Genomic DNA, 22,698 nt, shown 5'->3' on the forward strand with positions numbered 1-22,698 from the left:
CCATGACAGCAGGACTGCGTGAGTTGAAGAAGCGGCAGACGCGCCAGATGATCTCCGACACCGCGACCCGGCTCTTCATGGAGCGCGGCTTCGAGACAGTGACGATCGCCGAGATCGCGACGGCCGCCCAGGTGGCCAAGATGACGGTCACGAACTACTTCCCGCGCAAGGAAGACCTGGCTCTCGACTACCACGAGACCATCACCACCGCCCTGGCCCGGACGGTCGCGGGCCGCCCGACCGGCGTATCGGCCCTGACGGCACTACGCCGCGCATACCTGGCCGCGGTCGAACGTCACGACCCCGTCGTCGGCTTCTCCAGCCCGGAGTTCGCCCGCATGCTCGCCGACAGCCCCACCCTGACCGCGAGACTCCGCGAACTGCACGACCAACGCGAAGAGGCCCTGGCCGAAGTCCTCACCACCGAAACCGCCACCACCCCCGACGACCCCACCCCCCGAGCCGCCGCCGCCCTCCTCACCGCCACCCACCGCACCCTGTTCCACCACGTCCAGGACCTGACCCGAGCAGGCCACCCCAACGAGGAAATCGCCACCGCGGCAACCCGCTCAGCCAAGAAGGTCTTCGCCCTGCTGGAGCCGTCCTTGGGCGAGTACGCGGTGCGCTGAACCGTCAGAGCTGACCGAGATCGATCCGCACCGGAAACGGAGCCGCGACCTTCACCACACCGGTGAACACGTCTCCCTCCCGGTAGGTCTTCGTCGCGGGGTCGAGGACATAGGTGTAGACGAGCGGGACACCGGCGGCCGCCTGCTCGATCCGCCAGTAGAAGGCAATGCCGGCCTTGGCGTACTGATCCACCTTCACCATGCGGTCGGTGGTTTCCGAACCGGGCGACACGACCTCGGCGACCAGAGCACATGCTCGGGACGGGTGGGCGTGACGTCGATCGTTTCCGCCCGATACACGACCACGTCCGGACGACGATTGGTGAGCGGCACGTCCTGGAGCCGGACGTCGAAGTGGGTATCGGCGTTCCAGCCAGGGCCTGCCGCGCCTTCCAGGGCGTTGGCAAGGATCCGAGCCAGGCGGTTGAGCCGCTTCGACGCGCTGGGGCTCACCACGACCATCCCGTCCACGACCTCAATGCCCGCGCACTGCTCCTCGGACCAGGAGTCGTACTGCTCAGCCGTGATCTGCTCGTGCATCCACGCGGGGGCGACCATCTCGGCGGTCATGACTCACCTCCCTGAACCTGTGCGATGGGGCTGATTCTGCTGGCCTCAACGTACCGGGGCAGGCGCCCCCTATTCGGGACGCACTGATCCTCGCCCCAGGCCGGTTGGCCGCCCCTTGTATGTCACTGCTGTTCGACTTAGCGTGACGGATCATTGACAACATCGGAGGGGGCTGCGGGGCGTGGCGTTCTGGATGGCTGCTGCGTCCATATGGGCGGTGTTGCAACTCTTGTTGCTGTCCTGGCCGGTGCGGACGGTGCGGTGGCCGACGGTGCTGCTCGCCTTCGGGGTGGGTGCGTACGGCTGCGGCGTGCTCTCGATGGCCCTGGAACTCCTGGTGGCACGTCAGTTGGCGACCGCGCGGGAGAAATCGCTGTCCGGCGTCATGGATGTGGTGTCGTGGACGACGGCTCCGGTGGTGGAGGAGCTGGTCAAGATCGCACCGCTCCTGGTCGCCGGGTGGGCACTGCGCAGGCGGATGCAGTGGGGGCTGGCGGACTTCGTGGTGCTGGGCGGCGCCGCCGGGGCGGGGTTCGGTCTGCTGGAAAAGCTTCTGATGTACGCCGAGTCCGCGGGTAAGGCCGTTCCCACGGATGAGGGGGGCTGGCAGATCGCGGGGGGACTGTTCGACCCCCCGTACGTTCCCGGCCTCGGACAGATCCTCGGCAGTTGGTTCCCCTCATCTACCGGCACCGTCGACGTCGGGGGGCCGACACTCCCCTACGAGGTACACATCTTCGCCAGCGCGCTCGGCGGGCTGGCGGTGGGCTTGCTGTGGTGTGGCGCCCGCGTCCTGACCCGGGTCGCGGCCCTGGTGCCACTGGCCGGGGCGGTGGCGATCCACTGGGTGACCAATTACGCCGCGGCCTTCCCGGGCGACGACACCGCGATGGAGTGGCGGGAGAGGCTGGCCGAGGACTGGGGCCTGTGGATCATCCTGGGGTGCCTCGCTGTCGCGTGGATCTGGGATCTGCGCCGGTCCCGCCTGGGCCGGCGGCACCAGCCTGATGTTGTGCTGGCTGCCGAACGCCAGGGCCGGACCGCCCTCGAGGCTCTCATCGGGTACGCCCTGCTGCGTCTACCGGCTACTTGGATCATCACCCTGGGCTACGCGCGGCAGCGCAGAGCGCTGCTGTACGCCACGGCCCACTCTCGAACCCGTGCGGAGAAGCTGGAGCCGCTGCGCGAGTCGGTCGCCCAGCAGACCCGCCGTATGGACGTGACGCGCAGTCAGGAGGCATGGCGTGGCGTGACCTTACGGCAGTTGTGGCGCCGGGCCCGGGAGCAGCGCCCCCGCTGGCCGCGCCACGAGAAGGTTCTTCTGGTGCTCAGCCTGCTGTTGGCCGTCCCCTCCCTGCTGTATCTGGCGGTGGGCTCCTTCCCGTCCACGAAGGATCTGCAGGAGCACTTCACCGGGGGCGCCGGGCTGCGCATCCTCGTCGGTGTCGGCCTGGCCGGGCTGGTCCTGACCCTGTGGCGCCTGATCTCCGCCGTACGCGGCTACCGGACCGCGGGCGCGTCCCCTCTGGGCGAGGCGCTCGCCCTGGTCCAGTTCCGGATCGCCGTCTGCACGGGCTCCCTGGTCGTCGGCGTCCTGCTGCTGTCCCGCTGGTCGGCCATCGCGGACGGCGAGGCTCCCCTGGCGGGCTACCGCATCCTCGGCACCGACCGCTTCCTCCTGGAAAAGCTCCTCGAGACCGGCCTCCCCCTCCTGCTCACCCTCGCCATGTTCGCCATGCCCTACGCGCTGCCGCTGGAGCTCGCCATGGGCGGAGGGCTGGCGGAGACCCTGCTGATGGGCCTCGCCCCGCGCGCCCTCGCCCCGATCGCCTCACGCATCGGGGCCAGGCTGGCGGCGCGTGAGGCGACGCAATGGGCGCGCGGCGCTCTCCGCAGCCGTGGCCGGGGGGTGTTCTCCCGTACCTGGGACCGGGTGCGGCATGGTCGTACGGATCCGGTGGACGTGGCGACGGGGCGGATGTTCCTGCCGCAGACGGATGTGGAGCTGCCTGGTGTGCTGCCGCTGGTGTTCTCCCGCCGGGTGGACTCCGGGTACCGCGCCGGGCGGTGGTTCGGTCCGACCTGGGCCTCAACGGCCGACCAGCGGCTGGAGTTCGACGAGCAGGGCGTGATCTTCTTCACCGAGGACGGTCTGCTGCTGGCCTATCCACATCCGGTGCCGGGCGGCGCCGCGGTCATGCCCGCGGAGGGTCCGCGGTGGCCGCTGGTACGGACGGCGGACGGCGGTACGTACACCCTCACCGACCCGGATGCCGGGCTCGTCCGCACCTTCACCCCGTACCGCGACGAGGCGCTCGCGCTCCTGCGGGAGATCACCGACCGCAACGGCAACCGCATCACCTTCACCTACGACGACGCTTCCGGCGCGCCCGCCGAGATCGTCCACAGCGGTGGATACCGGCTGCGTCTGACGTCGGACGGCGAGCGGATCACCGGCCTGTACGTGGGTGAGGTCCGGGTGATGGGCTACGGCTACACCGACGGCCATCTCACCGGGACAACGGGCTCCTCGGGGCTTCCACTACGTTTCGTCTACGACCGGGCCGGGCGGATCACGTCCTGGATCGACACCAACAACCGCTGGTACTCCTACGCCTACGACGAGCAGGACCGGGTGATCGCCGAGGGCGGTGAGGGCGGCCACTACACCCTCCGCATCGGCTACGACGGGGCGGACCCGGCCTTCCCCGGCCTGAAGGTCACGACCCTGACCTCACCGGACGGTGCGGTCACCCGCTACCTGATCGACGAGGCACACCAGGTCGTCGCGGAGATCGACGCGGGCGGCGCGGTCAGCCGCACCGCGTATGACCAGGCCGGCCGTACGATCGCCGAGACCGACCCGCTGGGCCGCACCACCGGCTTTCGCTACGACGAGCACGGACATCTGACGGCCGTGATCCGGCCGGACGGCAGCGAGATCAGCGCGGTGCTCGACGCACAGGGCAACCCTCTGCGGATCACCGATCCGGGCGGCGCGGTATGGCGGCAGACCTTCGACGCGGCGGGCAACCGCACCACGCTCACCGACCCGCTCGCCGCCACCACCCGCTATACCTACGACGAGCGCGGAGGTCTGCTCGCCGTCACCGACCCGCTGGGCGCGACGACCCGGGTGCGCTGCGACGGGGCCGGGCTCCCGACCGAAATCACCGACCCGTTGGGAGCCACCACCCACTACCAGCGGGACGCGTTCGGTCGCGTCGTGGCCGAGACCGACCCGCTGGGCGCGGTGACCCGCTACGTATGGAGTCCGGAAGGCAAACTCCTGCGCCGCACCGGGCCGGATGGCTCGGCGGAGTCCTGGACGTACGACGGCGAGGGCAACCGCACCACGCACACCGACCCCGTCGGCGGCACGACCGTGTACGAGTACACCCACTTCGACCTGCTGGCCGCCCGCACGGGTCCGGATGGGGTTCGCTACACCTTCACCCACGACGCGGCGACACGGCTGACCCAGGTCACCAACCCCCAGGGGCTGACGTGGGATTACGCCTATGACCCGGCAGGCCATCTGATAGCGGAGACGGACTTCGACGACCGTAGAGTGACCTACGAGCACGACGCGGCAGGCCAACTCATTTCGCGTACCGACCCGCTGGGCCAACGGACCGGCTACGTCTACGACGCGCTCGGCCGCCTGGTGGCCCAGGATGCCGCCGGGCAGGTATCGACCTTCCGCTGGGGCCCGGCCGGAGACCTACTCGAGGCCATCGGCCCGGACACCGAGCTGACCCGGGCCTACGACCCTGTCGGCCGCATGCTGTCCGAGACGGTGGGCGGCCGCACCCTGCGCCTGGCCTACGACCCGGCAGGGCAGCTTGTCCGCCGCCGTACCCCGGCCGGAGCGGAGACTACTTACGCCTACGACGCGGCGGGCAACCGCACCACCCTGACCGCCGGCGGCAGGGACCTGACCGTCACCCATGACCCGTCAGGCCGCGAAACCCAACGGAGTTGGACCGGAGGACTGTCCCTGACTCAGGCATGGGACCCGGCAGACCGCCTCATTGGCCAGTCCTACACCGCAGGTCCGCAGACCCTGCTGCAGCGCACCTACACCTGGCGCCACGACGGCTACCTCACCGGCATCGAGGACACCACAACCGGCCCCAACCGCTACACCCTGGACCCAGTCGGCCGCGTCACCCAAGTACAGGCGGCCGCCTGGCAGGAGTCCTACGCCTATGACCCGGCGGGCAACCAGACCCACGCCACCTGGCCGCAGCAACACCCGGGCGCGGACGCGGGGGGCGAACGCGCCTACACCGGCACCCGAATACAGACCGCGGGCACCACCCGCTACGAATACGACGCCGCGGGCCGCACCACCCTGCGTCAGAAGACCCGGCTGTCGAAGAAGCCCGACACCTGGCGCTACACCTGGGACGCCGAAGACCGCCTCACTCACGTAGTCACCCCCGACGGCACCACCTGGCGCTACCGCTACGACCCCCTCGGCCGGCGCACCGCCAAACAATGCCTGGCACCCGATGGCATGGTCGCCGAGGAGACTCACTTCACCTGGCACGCGGCCGCCCTAATCGAACAGAGCACGACCTCAACCGAGTGGACCGGCCAGCAGAACCTCACTTGGGACCACGACGAGTCCGGCCTGACCCCGCTCGCCCAGACAACCCGCTACGCCCCAACCGCGAACGCGCCCCAACACGAGATCGACACCCGCTTCTACGCGATCATCACCGACCTGATCGGCGCCCCTACCCACCTCGTGGACGCCACCGGCCACACCGCCTGGCAGTCCCGCACGACCCTCTGGGGCGCCACTACCTGGAACTCCGACGCAACCGCCTACACCCCCCTCCGCTTCCCCGGCCAGTACCACGACCTGGAGACCGGCCATCACTACAACCTCCACCGCCACTACGACCCCGAAACCGCCCGCTACCTCACCCCCGACCCCCTCGGCCTCACACCGGATCCGAACCCGGTCGCCTACGTCCACAACCCCCATACTTGGATCGATCCCTTCGGCCTGGCCCCGGATTACGCCCCGTCAGGCCACGTATACCGAGGAGGTAGGTACAAGCAGCTCAAGGACCCGGCCACCGACTACAAGAGGAACATTCCGGGGACCGAGATCAACCACATGCCCCCAGATTCAATCAATGGCATCCCACGCGATCGGGGGCCTGCAATTCAAATGGATAAGGTGGATCATTACAGGACGGCCAGCTGGGGGCGCAGCAGGGCCGCGATGTCACATCGAGCACAGCAGAGAAATCTCATTAGCCAGAACCGCTACCGCGATGCCATTAATATGGACATCACGGATATCAAGCGCCAGTTCGGCAATAAATATGACGGCGCGATCAAGGAAATGATCTACTTCCTCCCCAAGGGTTGGTGAAACAGAGTGGCGCGTTACACAATCGTCCCGAACGAAGGGCTCGACTCTGCCCGATTCGGTGAGTCCAGGACCGGCCTGCGCGAGAGGCTAGGCTCCTTCACGTCATTCCAGCGGGGTGACTCTGATAGCCCGACTGACCATTTCACGGAGAAGGGGCTACTCCTGTCCTTCGACCCAGAGGATTCACTGGAATTCATCGAGGTCACGCCAGAAGCACAGGTGACACATCAAGGAATCTCGCTCTTTGGCCGCCCCTACAGGCATGTTCTCGGCGACCTGAGAGAACACGGGATTGAGGGAACAGAAGATGATCAGGGGATCGAGTTCCCCGACCTCGGCTTTGCCCTCTTCACGCCCGCGCCGGACGATCCGGATGAAGAGGTACACGGGGTCTCTGTCTTTCCACGAGGCTACTACTCAATGTGAATAATTCGGGAGCCGCTCCTGACGAAGTGCGTCCGCTCTATGTGCAACGCGAAGGGCGGGAGTTGCAGTGGAACATAACAGTCGAGGGAGACGGCCCATGGCACTTGCGCCTGGAATCACCTCATGGCGTTGAAGCCACAGCCGCGGGCGACAACGTGTTCGAAGCACTGCGCTCCATGCGACCCGGTCTTATGTCAAGAGGGGTAGAAGTCTGCTGCCACGGTGCACGAGTCGATGTGAGACCTTCCGGGCTGTCAGCGTCGCATGGCGCTTGGATGGTCTACGTTCTCCACCTGTGGCGGCTACCCACCGTACGAGACCTTGTTCCGACTTTTGGATACTGCCCTGCCGAACTCACTGGCTCAGTGGAAGAACAAGATGCCTACTGGGAAAAGCACCTGAAGAGCAGGAAGAACTGGTTCAATTTCATCAACCCGGTGTGGTGGATCTACTTCCTTACGGCTTCGTGGCGCAGGCCTAAGAGACTGGATTCTCGACATACCCCACGCCGACGACGCGACAGCTCTTAACACATGGAAGGTGCTATGGGGCGCGGCCCCGTTGCTCGCGTGGGCATGCGAGGACGACGAGGCCGCTCGGTGCGGCGCTTCAGATGGCCGGGAACTCTCCGCTGCGCACGGCACTCGTGAACGAAGTCCACGCCTCCACAGGGAAGACGAGGGCGGGGCCTGCCGGGTGCTTGCTGTCCCGGACGGGGACGACACCGGCAGTGGTGGCTATGGAGGGCGCGAACTCCACGCACTGGCCTTCGTCGCCGCTGCTGTAGCTGGACTTGACCCATTCAGCACCGGACAGGTCGAGGGCGGTGTTCATCGTGTGTAGTCCTCCATCAGTCTGCGGATCACGGCCAGCGAATCGTCCGGCGACAAAGCCGAAGCCCTGATTCGGTCGTACCTGGCAGTCGCGAGTTCCACTTCTGCCGATGAATCGATCGTCTGACCTGCCATGGCTGTATCTGCGTACACAATGCTCGGTCCATCGTCGAACGTCAGAAGAGTGAAGCTACCCGGCACCGGAGGTGCTCCGGCCGAGAACGGCAGCACCTGAAGTGTGATGTGCGGAGACTCTGCTTCGGCTAGGAGGTGGACGAGTTGGGCGCGCATCACTTCCCTTCCTCCCACCTCGGTGCGTAGACACGCCTCGCTCAGGACGCACCACAGCAACGGGGGCGCATCCCGCTCCATCACCTCTCGTCGCTGCAATCGTCTGGCCACCCTTGCGTCGATCTGGTCGGCGGTATCCCGAGGATGTGCGGACCGGAACACCGCCCGCCCGTATTCGGGCGTTTGCACCATCCCCATGATGAGCGTCGCCGAGTAGTCCAGAATGCTGACCGCCTGCCGCTCCAACTGCACGTACGGCACGAACCAGTCCGGATAGCCATGCTGACTGGCCCGCTCTCGCAGGCGCACGAACGTGCCCGGCGTACCGAAGACCCGATCGCACGCGTCGGCGAACTCGGGGCTGGCCAAGCGCTCCCCCGCCTCCACCTTGGCCACATATTGCTGACCGTAGTTGGCCTTCAAGCCCAACTCCCGCTGGCTCAGCTCCGCCTGTAACCGCCAAGTCCGTACCTCGGCTCCGAGGAACGCCGCCCCGCTGGGCAGTTCCTGGCCTTCCCTGACCTCGCTCACCTGTGGTTCTCCCCTCACCCCAAGCCTCTTGGTGTGCCCCGATCCCTGTTGCGCGCGGCCCCGCAAGGCAACGCTGGGAGTACACAGAGTGATTAAAGCTCGCAAGACACATCCAGGTCAGGAAGAACCCCCCATGGTGTTTCCCTCCGAACACATCACCGAATCCACCCGCCACCGCGTCGCGGACCGAGTCACCCGCGAGATGCGGGAAGTGGCGCGGCGACGTGGCTGGGTTTCGGTGGGCCCGGCCGAGCCACCGGCGGGAGGGACCCCGTACGTCCTCTTCTGCGGGGCGCTCCCCGAAGACCTCGCGCGGCGTCACCAGCCGCCCTGCCTCTCCCTCACACCCACACCCACACCCACCGGAGAGTGACCGTTGAACGACACCTGCCCCACCTGCCGCCACTACGCGGCACTGCGCGAACAGGCCAAACAAGCCGGGGACTACAGCAAGGCCACCGACTACGAGGTACTGCGCCGACGCCACCCCGCCCACACCGCCCGCATCCCACGGCAGCCCGAAGGACGAGCCGTATGAACCGCCAGCTCCATCAGCCACAGCCCAACCGTCCAGTGCCCGCCCCCGGCCAAGTGGCGTACGACCCGGCCAGTGGCCGTACCGGCGTGGTGCAGGCGGTGCACGGCGTCGCCGAGTTGTGCGTCGACCACCAGATGACCAGCGGTCGCGTCGCGTTCCTCCGGCCGGAGCGAGGCGGGGTCGAGTGGACAGCCGACGCAGGGGCCCTCCGTTTCCCGGCGGACGGGGAGGGAGCGGACGGGGAGGGAGACGCGCGGCACGCGCACGCGCCGTAACCGTGATCGGTGCGGTCCGCGCCCCGCCGCTGTCCTGACGGTGGTCAGCGCCAGTCGCCGCACCCTGTGCCAGTCCATGGCCGGTCTGCCGGCCGGTACCCCCGGGCGGTGTCTCGGGACCCGTACGCACAGGGCGCCCGGCGCGATATGGCAGTGGAGGGGAGTCCGCAGGGTGAGGGGTTCGCCGTCCACGCCGACCGGGACGGCCGGCTCCCGCGCCTCGACCGCCACGTCCCCGGCGGTCGCGGAGACCAGTCCGGGCGCGTTGCGGCCGCGCAGCAGCCCGGCCGCCTGTGTCGCGGATTCGACCGTGATGCCCAGCACGCCGAGGACTCCGGAGTCCAGCCGCTCGCGTCGCCCCAGGCCCGCCGGGTCCCCCGCGCGGTAGGGATTGTTGCTCACCAGGACGGCCTGCGGTCTGTCCATGACGAGCTCTCCCACCCTCACCACGAGATCCGGCCCCGTCTCGTGGGTCAGCAGGTCGGGGAGGAGCTGAAGGGTGGTGCGGACCTTGTCGTCGCGGTAGGCGGGGCTCTGGACGACGGCCGCGTAGGCACCGAACGAGGCGTTGTTCACGAACACGCGGTCACCGATGAACCCCAGGTCGACGCGGAGCTCGACACCGTCGGTGAGCGCCTCCAGACAGGCCGACGGATCGTCCCGGTCCAGCCCGAGGTCCAGGGCGAAGTGGTTGCGGGTCCCGGCGGGGATGACCATGAAGGGGACACCGCGCTCGGCCGCCACACCCGCCACCAGCGCCTGCGTGCCATCGCCGCCCGCCACGCCCAGCAGATCGGCGCCCTCCTCGACGGCGCGGCGTGCGAGCCCGACCACCCCGTCGACCGGGTCGGGGTGATCCGGGTCCAGGACGGACACCCGTGCGCCCAGCGCCTCCGCCTTCTCCGGCAGGCCCAATCGGTCGACCTTCCCGCCGCCGGAGCGCGGATTCATGATCAGGAACGGTCGTTCCGGCGGTGCGACCCGGCGTTCCCTCGGCCGCCGGGGGCCGGTCTCCTCCGCCAGCGCGAACCGCCCCGAGGCAACCGCCAGCACCCAGAGCGCGAGGGAGACCAGCACCACCCACAACAACCCGGCCAGCGCGTAGAGGACCAGGACGGCTACCGGCGCCGCCACCGCCAGGACCGCGGCCAGCGCCCTGACCGGCCCTCTGTGGACGAGCATCCACCACACGCCCGCCAGCGTGACCGCCGTCCCGCCCACCCCCACCGCGACCAGCACCACGCTCCGCGCCCCGGCGAACAGGAGAAGGATCATCACCGCCATGGCGCCCGCGACCAAGGCCAGGCGTGCCGTCCAGGGTGCCGCCGACGTCATGTGACCTCCCGGGGGCCGGGGCGTGAGGCGTCGGGTAGGGCGGTCTGACGGGTACCCCGCGCGGGGCTCGCCACCGCGCCACCGCACCGGCTCCCGGCTCCCGGCTCCCGGCTCCCGGCTCCCGGCTCCCGGCTCCCGGCTCCCGGCTCCCGGCTCCCGGCCGCGAATCGAAACGGCCCGTCGCCGCGTTTCCAGAACCTCGGACCGCGGATCGAGGAGATGCCACGCCCGCCGGGGTGACCAGCGCCGTGACGCCGCCACTCCCCGGCGACGCCTCCGTCCGGTGGCGCTTCCCTCCGCCCCGCGCGAGGGAGGACCCATGGATCCGTCCGCCGACGCCTCCGGCCCCGCCGAGCCCCACCCGCTGAGCGGGAGCGAGCGACGGGAGTACGAGCGCTTGCGCGGGGCCGCGACCGTACGCCACCGGCGGCTTCGCCACGCGGGCGCGTGTGTGCTGCTCGTCCTGGCGGTCCTGCTCTCCCCGCTCGCCGTCGTCGCCACCTGGCTGCACGAGGAGATCACCGACCCTCACCGGTACGTCCAGACCGTCGCCCCGATCGCCAGGAACCCCTCCGTCCAGTCCACCGTCACCAACCGGCTCACCAAACGCGTGGTCGGCCAGGTCGATGTGCCCGCCATCGCCGCCCAGCTCGCCAGGAATCTCGACAAGACCGGAGCCCCGTCCGTCGTCGTGGACGGCACCCGGATGCTCGGCGGGCCGCTGGAGAGCGCCCTCAACGACGCCGTGCACCGCGTGGTGCACAAGGTGATCACCAGCGATCAGTTCCCGCTGGTCTGGGACGCGGCCAACCGCCGCGCCCACGCCGCCGTCGTGAAGGTCCTCACCGGCGAGGGCACCAGCGCGGTCCAGGCCCGTGGGAACGCGGTCGTCCTGGACATCGGCACCCTTGTCGACAACGTCAAACAGCGCCTCGTCCGGGCGGGCTACGAGAAGGCCGCCAAGATCCCTCACATCGACCGGCAGTTCACGCTGGTGCGGACGGACAAGCTGGACGAGGCGCAAGGCGCGATGCGCCTCCTCGACATCGTCGGCACCTGGCTGCCCGCCGTGACGATCGTGCTCGCCGCGCTCGCCGTGTGGGTCTCCCCCGCACATCGGCTCATGCTGCTGGCCGCCGGGATCGGCGCGGCGGTGATGATGGTCGCGCTACTGGTCGGCCTGGCCGTGGTGCGCGGCGTCTACCTGGACTCCGTCCCGCCCGCGACCCTGCCCCGGGGCCCGGCGGCGTTCATCTTCGACACGCTCGTACGCTTCCTGCGCGAAAGCACCCGCACCCTTCTCGTCGTCGCGATCGTCACCGCGCTCGCCGCGTATCTGTACGGCCCCGGGCGCGGAGCCCGCGCCGTCCGCTCGGCCGCGGCGCGCGGCACCGGCGCCATCGGCCGGGGCCTGGCCCGCGTCGGAGCCCGCACCGGGGGCTTCGGCCGCTGGCTGGACAGTCACCGGGCCTGGACCACCGGCGTCGTGATCACGGGCGGCGCACTGGCCCTGATGCTGTGGAACCACCCCACCCCGGCGTCCGTCGGCCTCGTCCTCGGCATCGTCGTGGGGGTCCTGGCGCTGCTCGGCGTTCTTGCCGGGGCGTCCGGCCCCGCGGCGGACGGCCTGGTGGGACGCCGGTAATGCGCGCCTTGTAGTGCTGAGGCGCTCGCAGCCTCTGTCAGCGCCTCTCAGGAGCAGTAGTCCTGGCGCAGCAGCGCGTTGATGCGTTTGCCGTTGGCCACGGTCACCTTGTGCTGTGCGGTGCTGAAGCGTCGTGCCGCTGTTTCATCGGGGTTTGCCGCCTTTCGGCGGAGGTCGAAGCACTGCTCTCCAGCCTTGCTGACATCCGCGGCGGCCCCGAGCGCGGGGTCGATATCGCGTAGGGCGCTTTGGAGTTCAAGTGCGCGGAGGCCCATCAAGTCTTCCTTGGCCTGGTCGCTGGCGTCCGAGGGGACCTGTACCGGAAGCCTGTGGTCGGTTGGCGGAGCCGAGGGGGTGGCGGGGCTCGTAGAAGCCTTGGGGGTCTTGGGGCTCGGGGTCGCCGATGTGATGGCCGTGGGCGGTTTGTGCGAGGCCGCCTTGGTTGGCGCGTCATCGGTGCCGCATCCCGTGAGCAGCAGCACGGCGGCCGCGCCGAAAGAGGCGCAGGCGGCTGAGGCGGCGAGTGTGCCGCGTCGTCGGGTGAAGGGTGTCCCGCGCATGGCTCGGCTCCCGTGGGTCGACCTGAGGTCCTTCCTCAGCGGGATCACGCTGGCACGGCCCGTGCGGGACCGGTCCCGGGGTGCTCGGAGTGCCCTCGAACAGAGGGCACTCGAATATCGTTCGAGGGCGGCCCTCGCGCACTGCTAGCGTCCCTCACGTGGCGAAACTCAATCAGATCATCGCAGTGGAGAAGGGCGTCAAGTCCAAGACGCAAGCCGACCTGACGGCGTCCCAGCGCCGTCTGGACAAGCCCGCGCTGCTGGCGGGGATTTCCCGTACGTATCAGCCGAAGGACGAGGAGGGCGAGCAGTTGCCGCCCGAGTCGACGCGGGTGCAGGTGAAGGCGGAGGACGTCCTTCGCGATACCGCGACGACGCTGACCCGGCTGTTCGATGTGACCGCCACCAAGGACTGGACGAACTGCGAGGCCCGCGCGGACATCGAGGTCGAGGGGCGGACGCTGCTGCGTGATGTGCCGGTCTCGTATCTGCTGTTCCTGGAGAAGCAGTTGACGGATCTCGCCACCTTCATCCGCAGGCTGCCGACCCTGGACGCCGCCGAGTCGTGGTCGCTCGACCCGTCGACGGACAGCTGGAAGACCGAGGCCGTGCGGACCGTCCGTACGAAGAAGGTGCCCAGGAACCACGTGAAGGCGGAGGCCACGGAGAAGCACCCGGCGCAGGTCGAGGTGTACTACGAGGACATCCCCGTCGGCTACTGGACGACGGTGAAGTTCTCCGGGGCCCTCCCGGCGCGGCGCGTCAATGAGCTGCTCGACCGGGTGGAGAAGCTCCAGCAGGCGGTCAAGTACGCCCGCGAGGAGGCCAATGGCGTCGACGTCGCCGATCAGCGCGTGGGCGAGGTGGTCTTCGGCTACCTGTTCGGGTAGCGTCATGGACTCCCCGGCCGCCGGGTCAAGCGGCGGTGCGGGGTGCGCGAGGAGCGCAAGCTGAAACTGAAGCTCGTCGTGATGCACGTGGTTGCGTTGGGAGGTATTGACCACCTCTCCGAGCACTTGGTCACGAGAGGGGACGGTCCGCCTCAGGAGATAGCCGGGATTAGCCCCCGGTCTTCGAGCGGGCCGTGCGCCCGTGGCACGCGTTCAATCTCAGATTCTCGCTCCAGCCTCAGCATTCGCCGCCGATCGCCTCACCGACCGGGCACGGGCTTGGTCGTCGGATGCCGGTTCGAATCCGGCCCGCCCCGCTTCGTGGAGCGGTAGTTCAACGGAAGAACACGACGACATCAGATTGACCCGTTCCCATCCGGGGGGCGTGCGCAGTTGGGCGGCATCACAGGGCCCGGGGGATGGCCAAACCCTCGGGTCCGCTTCTCTTTGTGGCCGTCCCCTTCTCTGGTGTGTCCGTTGCTCCGGCGTCCCCGACGTGGCCCCGAACGCCTGCGGACCGAGATCCCATCCCAGTAGGGTCCTCCGTACGAGAGGGGGAATAACACCCGTGTATTCACTCGTTCTTGACCCGAGGTAGGCGCCATGCTGCACGGCATCGACGTGAGTTCGTACCAGTCCACCTTCGACCCGGACGGGCTGGCCTTCGTCTTCATCAAGGCCACCGAAGGACGGTCGTACATCAACCCGAAGCAGGCCTCACAGGCGTCCCGGGCGCGGAAGGCGGGATGCGTCGTCGGCTTCTACCACTTCCTGTGGCCGGGCAACATCACCGCGCAGGCGCAGTACTTCGTCGAGAAGTGCGCGTCCCAGAAGCACGATCTGCTTGCCGTGGACTGGGAGACCACCGGTTCCGGCACCCGCGCCAGCAACGCCGAGAAGGACCGGTTCATCCGCGAGGTCAAGAAGCTGCGTCCCACGCACCGCGTGATGCTCTACTGCAACCGGAGCTTCTGGCTCAACTACGACACCACGTCCTACGCCGGGGACGGCCTGTGGATAGCGGACTATGTGACGGCGGGCAAGCCGCGCATCAAGGCGAAGTGGCGGATCCACCAGTACACCGACCGCCCGCTGGACAAGGACGTGGCGAACTTCTCCAGCAAGGCCGCGCTGCAGGCGTGGGCCGATCCCAGCCGGGCGGCGCTCACCGCGGAGGAAACGGAGGACGCCGAGGACGTCCACCTGGCGGAGGGTGCGGACGACGCGGGCGCGGGAGAGAGTGGCGAGGAGGCGCGGGAGGACCGGGCCTGACCGGGCCCTCGGGGGTGTTGTCGGTGGGTGCGCCTACGCTGCCCGGTATGAGTTACGCAGACCTGCGCGAACTCCGCAGCGCGCTCACCACCGCGTCGGACATCGCCTTCTCGCTGGACGCCGCGCCCTCCGGGCCGGAGACCGAGCTGCTCACCGACGCCTTGCGCCGGGCGCTCGCCGCCGCGGGGTCGCTGACCGCCGAGCGCGGTGCCACGGGCTGCCCGGAGCATCCGCGCGGGGCCGTCGATCCGCTGTACGGGGATCCGGAGGATCCGCTGCCGCCCGGCTACGGCCGCTGTCTGCTGTGCAACGACCGCAGACGGCGGGCGAGCGCACAGCGGCGCGGCTGGCGCTGACGCGCCGGCCGTGCCGCCATGCGGCCCGTTGCGGCCATACGGCTGCCGTGCGGCTCGTTGCCTTGCCGCCAGGCGGCCCGGTCAGCCGGTCTTGCTGCCGTCCTTGTTCTGGGCGGCCCAGAACTCGTCGAAGGTGAGCAGCCCATCACCGTTGCCGTCGTGGGCGTTGATGACGGCCTGGGCGACGGGCTCCGTGACATACGGGTCCCCCAGCTGCGCCATCACGCTCTTGTATTCGGCCGCGGTGATCTGGCCGTCACCGTTGAGGTCATACCGCTCGAACGCCTTGCGCGCCGCCTCGATATCCGCCACCTGTTCCGCCCCTTCCGTGCGTGTGCTTGACCCGCACAGATTAGCGGTCGGCGTTGGCCGGCCCTTCGACCGCGTCGCGATGTACACGACATAAGCGGCACGCGCGGCGTTCGGTAGGTTCGCCAGGTTCGCTGCGTTCGCGGATCAGGCTTTGTTGACCAGGGACATATAGCGGTCCCAGTCCCACAGCGGACCGGGGTCGGTGTGGTCGGCTCCGGGGACCTCCACATGGCCGATGATGTGGTCGCGGGTCTTGGGGATGCCGAAGCGGTCGCAGACGGCCGAGGCCAGGGCGGCGGACGAGGCGTACATCTCGTCCGTGAACCACTTGGGGTCGTCCACCCAGCCCTCGTGCTCGATGCCGATGCTGCGGTTGTTGTAGTCCTTGTTGCCGGCGTGCCAGGCGACGTCCTTCTCCCGGACGAACTGCCCGATGTAGCCGTCGGCCGAGGCGACCATGTAGTGCGTGGAGACCTGCTTGGCCGGGTCCTGGAAGATCTTCATCGCGTCCGGGAAGGTCTCCTGCGTCACATGGATGACGATGAAGTCGATCGGATACGAGGTCGGGCGGCTGGAGACGCGGTAGTTGGAGGAGGAGGCGGGGATCCAGTGGGTGGGGGGATAGGCAGCCGCGCGGCGGCGACGTCTGTCGTCGGCGTGGGCGGCGGTGGCGGTAGCGGCGGTGGCGGTGAGTCCGGTGGCGGCGGTGGCGAGATAGGCGCCCGAGCGGAGCAGGGCGCGCCGGGTGGAGGTGCGGCCGTGCGCTTCCATGGGGGTCTCCCGAATGGCGTAGCCGGGACAAAGGGGGGTGATACGTGGGGGGTGTGACGCGCGTAGCGCTGTTCCATGGTGAGTGCTGGGCAGGGCCATGCCAAGAACCGACGAGCAAAGAAAGATTTCGTGTCACGGTCTGGACCACTGGAGATTCATCAGAAGGAGGTCGACAACAAAGGAAAATTGCCCCTCTACCCGCCATTAGTAAGGCAAGTGTTGCAGCTCACCTTGGATTGGCTTGGAAGTGATCTACCGTCTCTGCGATAGTCGGGGCCGCGGCCCCATTGACCCGAGCGAGGTCGCTTCCCCCGGATGCCATGACGAACACCCCTTTCGTGCCATGGCCGGGGACGAAAAGAGGTCCCCGTGTCGTCGGCGTACGACGACACGGGGACCTCTTTTCACACGCTGGGAGCCTTGCACGCCCGGCGCCGAGGTCCGCACCGGCGCTCATCCCGGTCAGTTTTCGGCCACGCGCATCTCGAACCAGGTCGTCTTGCCGCACGGCAGCAGATCGACCCCCCACCGCTGGGAGAGCTGGTCGACCAGCGTCAGCCCGCGCCCGCTGGTGTCGAGCTCCCCCACCGGTAGCAGACACGGCAGTCCCCGGGAGGGGTCGCGGACCTCGATCCGGATCCAGCCGCGCCGCCGCAGCATCCGCAGCCCGAAGGTGCGGGCGCCGGTGTGCCGTACGGCGTTGCCCACCAGCTCGGAGACGAGCAACACGGTGTGCTCGGCAAGCTGAAGACCCAGCCCCCAGTCGCGCGCCACCACGAATTCGGCCAGCCGACGGGCGGTCGCCGCGGACTCGGGACGGGAGGGCAGCCGCACCTCCTCGGCCGCGGGGTTTCCAAAGAGGTCAAGCGCCCTGCGGGCCCGCTCGTCCTCGACGGACGGCACCCCCCGCACCGCAGCCGTACCAGTGCGCTGCTGCGGCTGCTCCATTCCCTCCAAGCCCGCCATGCCCCCCATCATGGCCGCCCAAAAGGCCATCCGGGGCGGAACCATGGGATCCCGAACACCGGAGCCCCAGGCTCCACAAACCCGATCCGACATATGCCAACGGCAGTTGGGGCACCACAACACCCCGACTGACCAGCGATGTCACCGCGCGTACGCGTGATCACCCAGCGTACCGGAACGGGTCATCCAAGGGCCGACCGTTGGCGAAGAAAATTCGCTCGCACGGGGCATACCCGACTCCGTGACCCCGGCCGAGACGATCGGAACCGGTCGGATGTCAGCGGAACGTGGCCTTACCCGGCCCGTCCTCGACAAAGCTGCGCATCCCGATCTCCCGGTCCTCGGTGGCGAACAGCCCGGCGAACCAGGTCCGTTCGATGGCGAGGCCGCTGTCGAGGTCCGTCTCCAGCCCCCGGTCCACCGACTCCTTGGCCGCGCGCAGCGCGATCGCCGGGCCCCGGGCCAGCCTCGCCGCCCAGGCATGGGCCTGCTCGTAGACCTCCTCGGCCGGTACGACCCGGTCCACCAGGCCGATGGTGAGCGCCTCGTCGGCCTTGACCTGACGGCCCGTGAAGATGAGGTCCTTGGCCTTGGCCGGGCCGACCAGCCGGGCCAGCCGCTGGGTGCCGCCCGCGCCCGGGATCAGGCCGAGCAGGATTTCGGGCTGGCCCAGCTTGGCGTTCTCCGCGGCGATCCGGAAGTCGGCGCACAGCGCCAGCTCACAGCCGCCGCCGAGGGCGTAGCCGGTGACGGCGGCGACCACGGGCTTGGGGATCCGGGCCACGGCGGTGAAGGACTCCTGCAGATCACCGGAGCGGGCCACCATCGCGGCGTGGTCCATCTCCCGCATCTCCTTGATGTCCGCGCCGGCCGCGAACACCTTCTCGCCGCCCCAGATGACCACGGCGCGCACATCGTCGCGGTGGGTCACCTCGGCGGCGAGCTCCCGCAGCCGGTCCTGGGTGGCGGTGTCGAGCGCGTTCATCGGGGGGCGGTCAAGGCGGAAGGTGGCAACGCCGTCGGCAACCTCGAGATTCACAGTCATGAGCGCAGGTTAGCGCCCGCTAACACGGGAGCGGTGAGCCGGGGGCGGTGCCACAAGGCGGGGCCGCGGGGGCGCCCAAGGACGCGGGGACGCCGGGGGCGCGGGCACGCTTGGGGACCGGAGGCGGGACGCCAGGGCGCCCCGGCTCCGGCGCGGGGTCATGCCTTCCACTTCTCCCAGGACATGTTCCAGCCGTTGAGCCCGTTGTCCGGCTGGACGGTCTCGTCATGCGAGTTCTTCACGATGACCACATCGCCGATGATCGATTTGCGGAAGAACCAGGACGCCGGGGTGGAGGAGTCCCCGCCGCCGCGCTGGTCGAACAGGCCCACACAGCCGTGGCTGACATTGGATGAACCGAACGTGGCCCGGCCCGCCCAGTAGTTGCCGTGGATGAAGGTGCCGGAGGTCGACAGGCGCATCGCATGCGGCACGTCCTTGATGTCGTACTCCCCGTCGAAGCCGACCGTGGCGCCGTCCATCCGCGTCACCGGGTGCTTCTCGCTGATCACCATCTTGCCGTTGTAGGTCTCATGGCCGGGCGCGCCCGAGGTGATGGGGATGGTCTTGATGGTCTTGCCGTCCCGCTTGACCGTCATCTTCTTGGACTTGGCGTCGACGACCGAGATCTGGCTGCGGCCGATGGTGAACGTCACGGACTTCCGCTGCTCGCCGTACACCCCCGGCCTGCCCTCCACCCCGTCCAGATCCAGACTGAGCGTCACCTTGGTGCCGGGCTTCCAGTACTTCTCCGGACGGAAGTCCAGCCGGTCGTTGCCGAACCAGTGGCTCGCGAGCGGCACCGACGGCGAGGCGCTGACCTTTATCCCCTTCTCCACGGCCGCCGGGTGGGTGATGCCGCGGTTGAAGTGGAGCGAGACGGGCATGCCGACGCCGACCGTCGAGCCGTCCTCCGGGGTGTAGATGCCCACGAAGGTCTGCTTGGGGCGCAGGGTGGTGAAGGTCGCGTGCCTGGTCGTGGTCAGGCCGTCGGCGTCCTTGGCGACCGCGTCCACGGTGTAGGTGGTGTCCGAGCGGAGATGGGCGGCGGGCAGCCAGCTCTTTCCGTCCTCGCCGACCTTCCCCTCGACCGCGGCGCCCTTGGCGTCCTTGACCTTGACCGAGGACAGGGAGCCCTTGGCCGAGGTGACCTTCAGCGCACCGCTGGTGTCCACGCCCTTCGCGCCGTCCTTGGGCGCGATCGTCACCACGGCCCGCGAGGTCTTGGGCCGGCCGTCGCCCTTGCCGTCCTTGCCCTTCTTACCGTCGTCGGAGCCGCCGCCTCCGCCGCACGCGGCCACTGCCATGAGCAACGCCCCGAGCAGCAGCGCGAGAAGCCCCTTACGGCCGCCGCGCGCCGCCCTCGGCATCCACCGCACCGTCACAACAGCTCTCCCTCCCCCGGAGCCGCGCCCCCGCGGCAAGCCCGATCACGCGCAGGGCGCGCCTGGCGATAGGTAATCACACGCCGCCGACAGTGGACTTCCCCTCGTTGGTCACGGTTCAGTCGCAGGCGGGAGCGGGGCACGGGACGATCGGCCCATGCCGGGCAGCGGTGGAGTGCGGGGAAACGTGCGAGTCGGCGCGATTGCGGGCAGAACAGGTGGGAGAGCGTGGGCCAGGGTCCGTGCGGTACGGGACACCGCGGGGCCCGCCGGCCCGCCATGAGGTGCTGCCCGTCTTCCCTCCGTCGGGGCGGGGGCGGTTGGCCACGAGCCGCGGAGGCCGATGTGTCCAGTGCAGCCGGGCAGGAGACACGCGACGGCGTCCCCGGACGCCCCTCGGCGACGGCGGTGGGCCGTCTCGTCGGCCACCGCCCCACGGCGCTCGCCCCGCGGCCCGACCGGAGCACCGCCCCGGCGGCGGGCCCCGCCGTCCGGCCGGGCAGCCCGGAGCCGCTCGGTGCCCGCCCCTGCCGGGGGCCGGACGGGGTGTGGGGCACCAACTTCGCGCTGTGGGCGGGCGGTGCGGAGGCCGTCGACCTGTGTCTGTTCGACGACGACGGCCACGAGCTGCGCTGTCCGCTCACCGAGCTCACCCATGAGGTCTGGCACGGCTTCGTCCCCGGTGTGCTGCCCGGCCGACGGTACGGCTACCGCGTGCACGGCCGCTGGGACCCCTGGACCGGCGCCCGCTGGAACCCGGCGAAGCTGCTGCTGGATCCGTATGCCCGCGCCGTGGACGGGGACTTCGCGCTGCCCGCCGAGGTCTACGGACATATGCGGGACTGGCCACAGCAGCATGTGGCCGACACCGTCCGGGACGACCGCGACTCCGCCCCGTACGTCCCCAAGGGCGTGGTCGTCGGGGACGACACGACGGAGGGCGCGCCCGACGAGTGGACGGAGGACCGGCGGCCCAAGACGCCCTGGGCCGAGTCAGTGATCTACGAACTCCATGTGCGCGGCTTCACCATGCGCCACCCAGGGGTGCCGCCCGAACTGCGCGGCACCTACGCGGGGCTGGCGCATCCGGCGGCGATCGAGCACCTGACCCGGCTGGGGGTCACGGCGGTCGAGCTGCTGCCGGTGCATCAGTTCGCCCATGAGGACCATCTGCTGCGGCGGGGCTTACGCAACTACTGGGGCTACAACTCGATCGGCTACTTCGCGCCGCACGCCGGATACGCGGCCGGCGGCACCCGGGGCCAGCAGGTCGGGGAGTTCCGGCGGATGGTGCGCGCCCTGCACGCCGCCGGGATCGAGGTGATCCTCGACGTCGTCTACAACCACACCGCCGAGGCCAATGAGCTGGGCCCCACCCTCTCGCTGCGCGGTGTCGACAACCGCGGCTACTACCGGCTGCAGCAGGACCCCCGCCGCTACGCCGACTTCACCGGCTGCGGCAACACCCTGCACGTCCTGCAGCCGCAGGTGCTGCGGCTGATCACCGACTCGCTGCGCTACTGGGTCACCGAGATGGGGGTGGACGGCTTCCGCTTCGACCTGGCCAGCGCGCTCGCCCGCGCCGCGCACGGCGTGGACATGCTCTCGCCCTTCCTGGCCGTGATCGCGCAGGATCCGGTATTGCGCCGGGTCAAGCTGATCGCGGAGCCGTGGGACGTGGGCTCCGGCGGCTATCAGGTGGGCGCCTTCCCGCCGCTGTGGGCGGAGTGGAACGACCGCTACCGCGACGCGGTGCGGGACTTCTGGCGCGGGGCGCTGCCCGACGCCCGCGATCTGGGCTACCGGCTCTCGGGCTCCAGCGATCTGTACGCGTGGAGCGGCCGCCGCCCGTACGCCTCGGTCAACTTCATCACCGCGCACGACGGTTTCACCCTGCGCGACCTGGTCTCCTACGAGCGCAAGCACAACGAGGCCAACGGGGAGGGCAATCGCGACGGCACCCCCGACAACCGCGCCTGGAACTGCGGCGCCGAGGGCGAGACCGACGACCCGGAGATCCGCGCGCTGCGCCGCCGCCAGCTGCGCAATCTGCTGGCCACCCTGCTGCTGTCCACCGGGGTGCCGATGCTGGTCGCGGGCGATGAGCTGGGCCGCACCCAGGGCGGCAACAACAACGCGTACTGCCAGGACAACGAGACCGGCTGGCTCGACTGGTCGCTGCTCGACGACCCCGGCTGGCGCGCCCTTACCGAGCTCACCGCCCGGCTGATACGGCTGCGCCGGGCCCATCCGGTGCTGCGCCGCCCGGCCTTCTTCTCCGGCCTGGCCCGGCCTCCGGAAGGGCTGCGCGATCTGGCATGGTTCACCCCGCACGGCACCGAGATGACCGAATCCGACTGGTACGCGCCGACGACCGCCCTCGGGGCCTATCTGTCGGGCCGCGATCTGCCCCAGCGCGATCCGCACGGCGCCCCGGTCACGGACGACAGCTTCCTGGCACTGCTGCACGCGGGCCCGCGGCCGCTCTCCTTCACCCTGCCCGGACCGCCCTGGGCCCGGGGGTACGAGCTCCTTCTGGACACGGCCCGTGAGAACCAGGAGGCGCCCCCGGGCACACGGCTCGCGGCGGGCGCCCCCATCGAGCTTCCAGCGCGCTCGGTTCTGCTGCTGCGCGCCCTCGACGCCACGGACCTACGCCAAAAAACCGAGTGA

At 69.4% G+C, this 22,698-nt stretch carries 16 protein-coding genes and 2 pseudogenes; 8 read left to right on the forward strand and 10 right to left on the reverse strand.

The annotated features are described in order from the left end of the window. Positions 1-2 precede the first annotated feature (2 nt). On the forward strand, positions 3-629 hold the full coding sequence (locus tag ACFYOY_RS01150) for a TetR family transcriptional regulator (RefSeq protein WP_351880508.1): 627 nt from the start codon (positions 3-5) through the stop codon (positions 627-629). A gap of 4 nt (positions 630-633) precedes the next feature. Here the strand turns inward: ACFYOY_RS01150 and ACFYOY_RS01155 are convergent. Beyond that, a pseudogene (locus ACFYOY_RS01155) lies at positions 634-1,199 on the reverse strand (Uma2 family endonuclease). Positions 1,200-1,392: 193 nt separating this feature from the next. On the opposite strand from ACFYOY_RS01155, the gene ACFYOY_RS01160 reads away from it, so the two are divergent. Continuing rightward, the gene (locus ACFYOY_RS01160) at positions 1,393-6,594 is read left to right on the forward strand and encodes a DUF6531 domain-containing protein (RefSeq protein WP_388584034.1); all 5,202 of its coding nucleotides are present in this window, start codon (positions 1,393-1,395) and stop codon (positions 6,592-6,594) included. Positions 6,595-6,600: 6 nt separating this feature from the next. Next, on the forward strand, positions 6,601-7,020 hold the full coding sequence (locus tag ACFYOY_RS01165; RefSeq protein WP_351880502.1) for a hypothetical protein: 420 nt from the start codon (positions 6,601-6,603) through the stop codon (positions 7,018-7,020). Positions 7,021-7,629: 609 nt separating this feature from the next. Here the strand turns inward: ACFYOY_RS01165 and ACFYOY_RS01170 are convergent. The 3 genes and pseudogenes from ACFYOY_RS01170 to ACFYOY_RS01180 all read right to left on the reverse strand — a co-directional run. Continuing rightward, a complete protein-coding gene (locus ACFYOY_RS01170) occupies positions 7,630-7,854 on the reverse strand; it encodes a DUF397 domain-containing protein (RefSeq protein ID WP_351880499.1) in 225 nt (74 codons plus the stop codon). Then, positions 7,851-8,675 carry a helix-turn-helix transcriptional regulator gene (locus tag ACFYOY_RS01175; protein ID WP_351880496.1) on the reverse strand — a complete coding sequence of 275 codons (825 nt, stop codon included), beginning with the start codon at positions 8,673-8,675 and terminating at the stop codon, positions 7,851-7,853. Before ACFYOY_RS01175 ends, ACFYOY_RS01170 begins: the two co-directional genes overlap by 4 nt. Positions 8,676-9,500: 825 nt before the next feature. Continuing rightward, positions 9,501-10,823 (reverse strand): annotated as a pseudogene (locus tag ACFYOY_RS01180) (diacylglycerol/lipid kinase family protein); the annotation flags it as partial. Between the two features lie 319 nt (positions 10,824-11,142). On the opposite strand from ACFYOY_RS01180, the gene ACFYOY_RS01185 reads away from it, so the two are divergent. After that, positions 11,143-12,468, forward strand: coding sequence for a hypothetical protein (locus tag ACFYOY_RS01185; protein WP_388584039.1), 1,326 nt, complete (start codon positions 11,143-11,145; stop codon positions 12,466-12,468). Between the two features lie 47 nt (positions 12,469-12,515). On the opposite strand, the gene ACFYOY_RS01190 is transcribed toward ACFYOY_RS01185, so the two are convergent. Further along, positions 12,516-13,028, reverse strand: a complete 513-nt coding sequence (locus tag ACFYOY_RS01190; RefSeq protein WP_351880490.1) for a hypothetical protein — start codon at positions 13,026-13,028, stop codon at positions 12,516-12,518. Between the two features lie 158 nt (positions 13,029-13,186). Here ACFYOY_RS01190 and ACFYOY_RS01195 point away from each other — a divergent pair, with 158 nt between their 5' ends. The 3 genes from ACFYOY_RS01195 (at position 13,187) to ACFYOY_RS01205 (ending at position 15,546) form a co-directional block, all read left to right on the forward strand. Then, positions 13,187-13,918, forward strand: a complete 732-nt coding sequence (locus ACFYOY_RS01195) for a hypothetical protein (RefSeq protein WP_351880487.1) — start codon at positions 13,187-13,189, stop codon at positions 13,916-13,918. Positions 13,919-14,521: 603 nt separating this feature from the next. Next, entirely contained in the window at positions 14,522-15,190 is a 669-nt protein-coding gene (locus ACFYOY_RS01200) for a glycoside hydrolase family 25 protein (protein WP_351880484.1), read from the forward strand. 47 nt (positions 15,191-15,237) lie between these two features. Continuing rightward, positions 15,238-15,546, forward strand: a complete 309-nt coding sequence (locus tag ACFYOY_RS01205; protein ID WP_078643828.1) for a hypothetical protein — start codon at positions 15,238-15,240, stop codon at positions 15,544-15,546. An 81-nt stretch (positions 15,547-15,627) separates the two neighbouring features. On the opposite strand, the gene ACFYOY_RS01210 is transcribed toward ACFYOY_RS01205, so the two are convergent. From ACFYOY_RS01210 to ACFYOY_RS01230, 5 genes are all read right to left on the reverse strand, one after another. Then, a complete protein-coding gene (locus tag ACFYOY_RS01210; RefSeq protein ID WP_059144094.1) occupies positions 15,628-15,858 on the reverse strand; it encodes an EF-hand domain-containing protein in 231 nt (76 codons plus the stop codon). A 144-nt stretch (positions 15,859-16,002) separates the two neighbouring features. Next, complete coding sequence (locus ACFYOY_RS01215) at positions 16,003-16,629, reverse strand: peptidoglycan recognition family protein (protein ID WP_351880479.1); 627 nt, start codon at positions 16,627-16,629, stop codon at positions 16,003-16,005. A 462-nt stretch (positions 16,630-17,091) separates the two neighbouring features. Further along, positions 17,092-17,595 (reverse strand): ATP-binding protein, encoded by a 504-nt coding sequence (locus ACFYOY_RS01220; protein ID WP_162953114.1) that lies wholly within the window; start codon positions 17,593-17,595, stop codon positions 17,092-17,094. Positions 17,596-17,872: 277 nt separating this feature from the next. Further along, on the reverse strand, positions 17,873-18,640 hold the full coding sequence (locus ACFYOY_RS01225) for an enoyl-CoA hydratase/isomerase family protein (RefSeq protein WP_059144091.1): 768 nt from the start codon (positions 18,638-18,640) through the stop codon (positions 17,873-17,875). Between the two features lie 158 nt (positions 18,641-18,798). Continuing rightward, the gene (locus tag ACFYOY_RS01230) at positions 18,799-20,010 is read right to left on the reverse strand and encodes an Ig-like domain-containing protein (RefSeq protein WP_351880474.1); all 1,212 of its coding nucleotides are present in this window, start codon (positions 20,008-20,010) and stop codon (positions 18,799-18,801) included. 360 nt (positions 20,011-20,370) lie between these two features. Here ACFYOY_RS01230 and glgX point away from each other — a divergent pair, with 360 nt between their 5' ends. Further along, positions 20,371-22,698 (forward strand): glycogen debranching protein GlgX, encoded by a 2,328-nt coding sequence (glgX, locus tag ACFYOY_RS01235; RefSeq protein WP_351880471.1) that lies wholly within the window; start codon positions 20,371-20,373, stop codon positions 22,696-22,698.

Origin of the sequence: Streptomyces sp. NPDC007875 (assembly GCF_042868035.1) — a bacterium.
Lineage (GTDB): Bacteria > Actinomycetota > Actinomycetes > Streptomycetales > Streptomycetaceae > Streptomyces > Streptomyces antimycoticus.

Coding starts and splice junctions, on each gene's coding strand:
- ACFYOY_RS01200 (WP_351880484.1), top strand. CDS start 14,522: ATGCTGCACGGCATCGACGTGAGTTCGTACCAGTCCACCTTCGACCCG.
- ACFYOY_RS01190 (WP_351880490.1), bottom strand. CDS start 13,028: ATGCGCGGGACACCCTTCACCCGACGACGCGGCACACTCGCCGCCTCA.
- ACFYOY_RS01150 (WP_351880508.1), top strand. CDS start 3: ATGACAGCAGGACTGCGTGAGTTGAAGAAGCGGCAGACGCGCCAGATG.
- ACFYOY_RS01170 (WP_351880499.1), bottom strand. CDS start 7,854: ATGAACACCGCCCTCGACCTGTCCGGTGCTGAATGGGTCAAGTCCAGC.
- ACFYOY_RS01230 (WP_351880474.1), bottom strand. CDS start 20,010: ATGCCGAGGGCGGCGCGCGGCGGCCGTAAGGGGCTTCTCGCGCTGCTG.
- ACFYOY_RS01160 (WP_388584034.1), top strand. CDS start 1,393: ATGGCTGCTGCGTCCATATGGGCGGTGTTGCAACTCTTGTTGCTGTCC.
- ACFYOY_RS01185 (WP_388584039.1), top strand. CDS start 11,143: ATGGATCCGTCCGCCGACGCCTCCGGCCCCGCCGAGCCCCACCCGCTG.
- ACFYOY_RS01225 (WP_059144091.1), bottom strand. CDS start 18,640: ATGACTGTGAATCTCGAGGTTGCCGACGGCGTTGCCACCTTCCGCCTT.
- ACFYOY_RS01205 (WP_078643828.1), top strand. CDS start 15,238: ATGAGTTACGCAGACCTGCGCGAACTCCGCAGCGCGCTCACCACCGCG.
- ACFYOY_RS01215 (WP_351880479.1), bottom strand. CDS start 16,629: ATGGAAGCGCACGGCCGCACCTCCACCCGGCGCGCCCTGCTCCGCTCG.
- ACFYOY_RS01220 (WP_162953114.1), bottom strand. CDS start 17,595: ATGGCGGGCTTGGAGGGAATGGAGCAGCCGCAGCAGCGCACTGGTACG.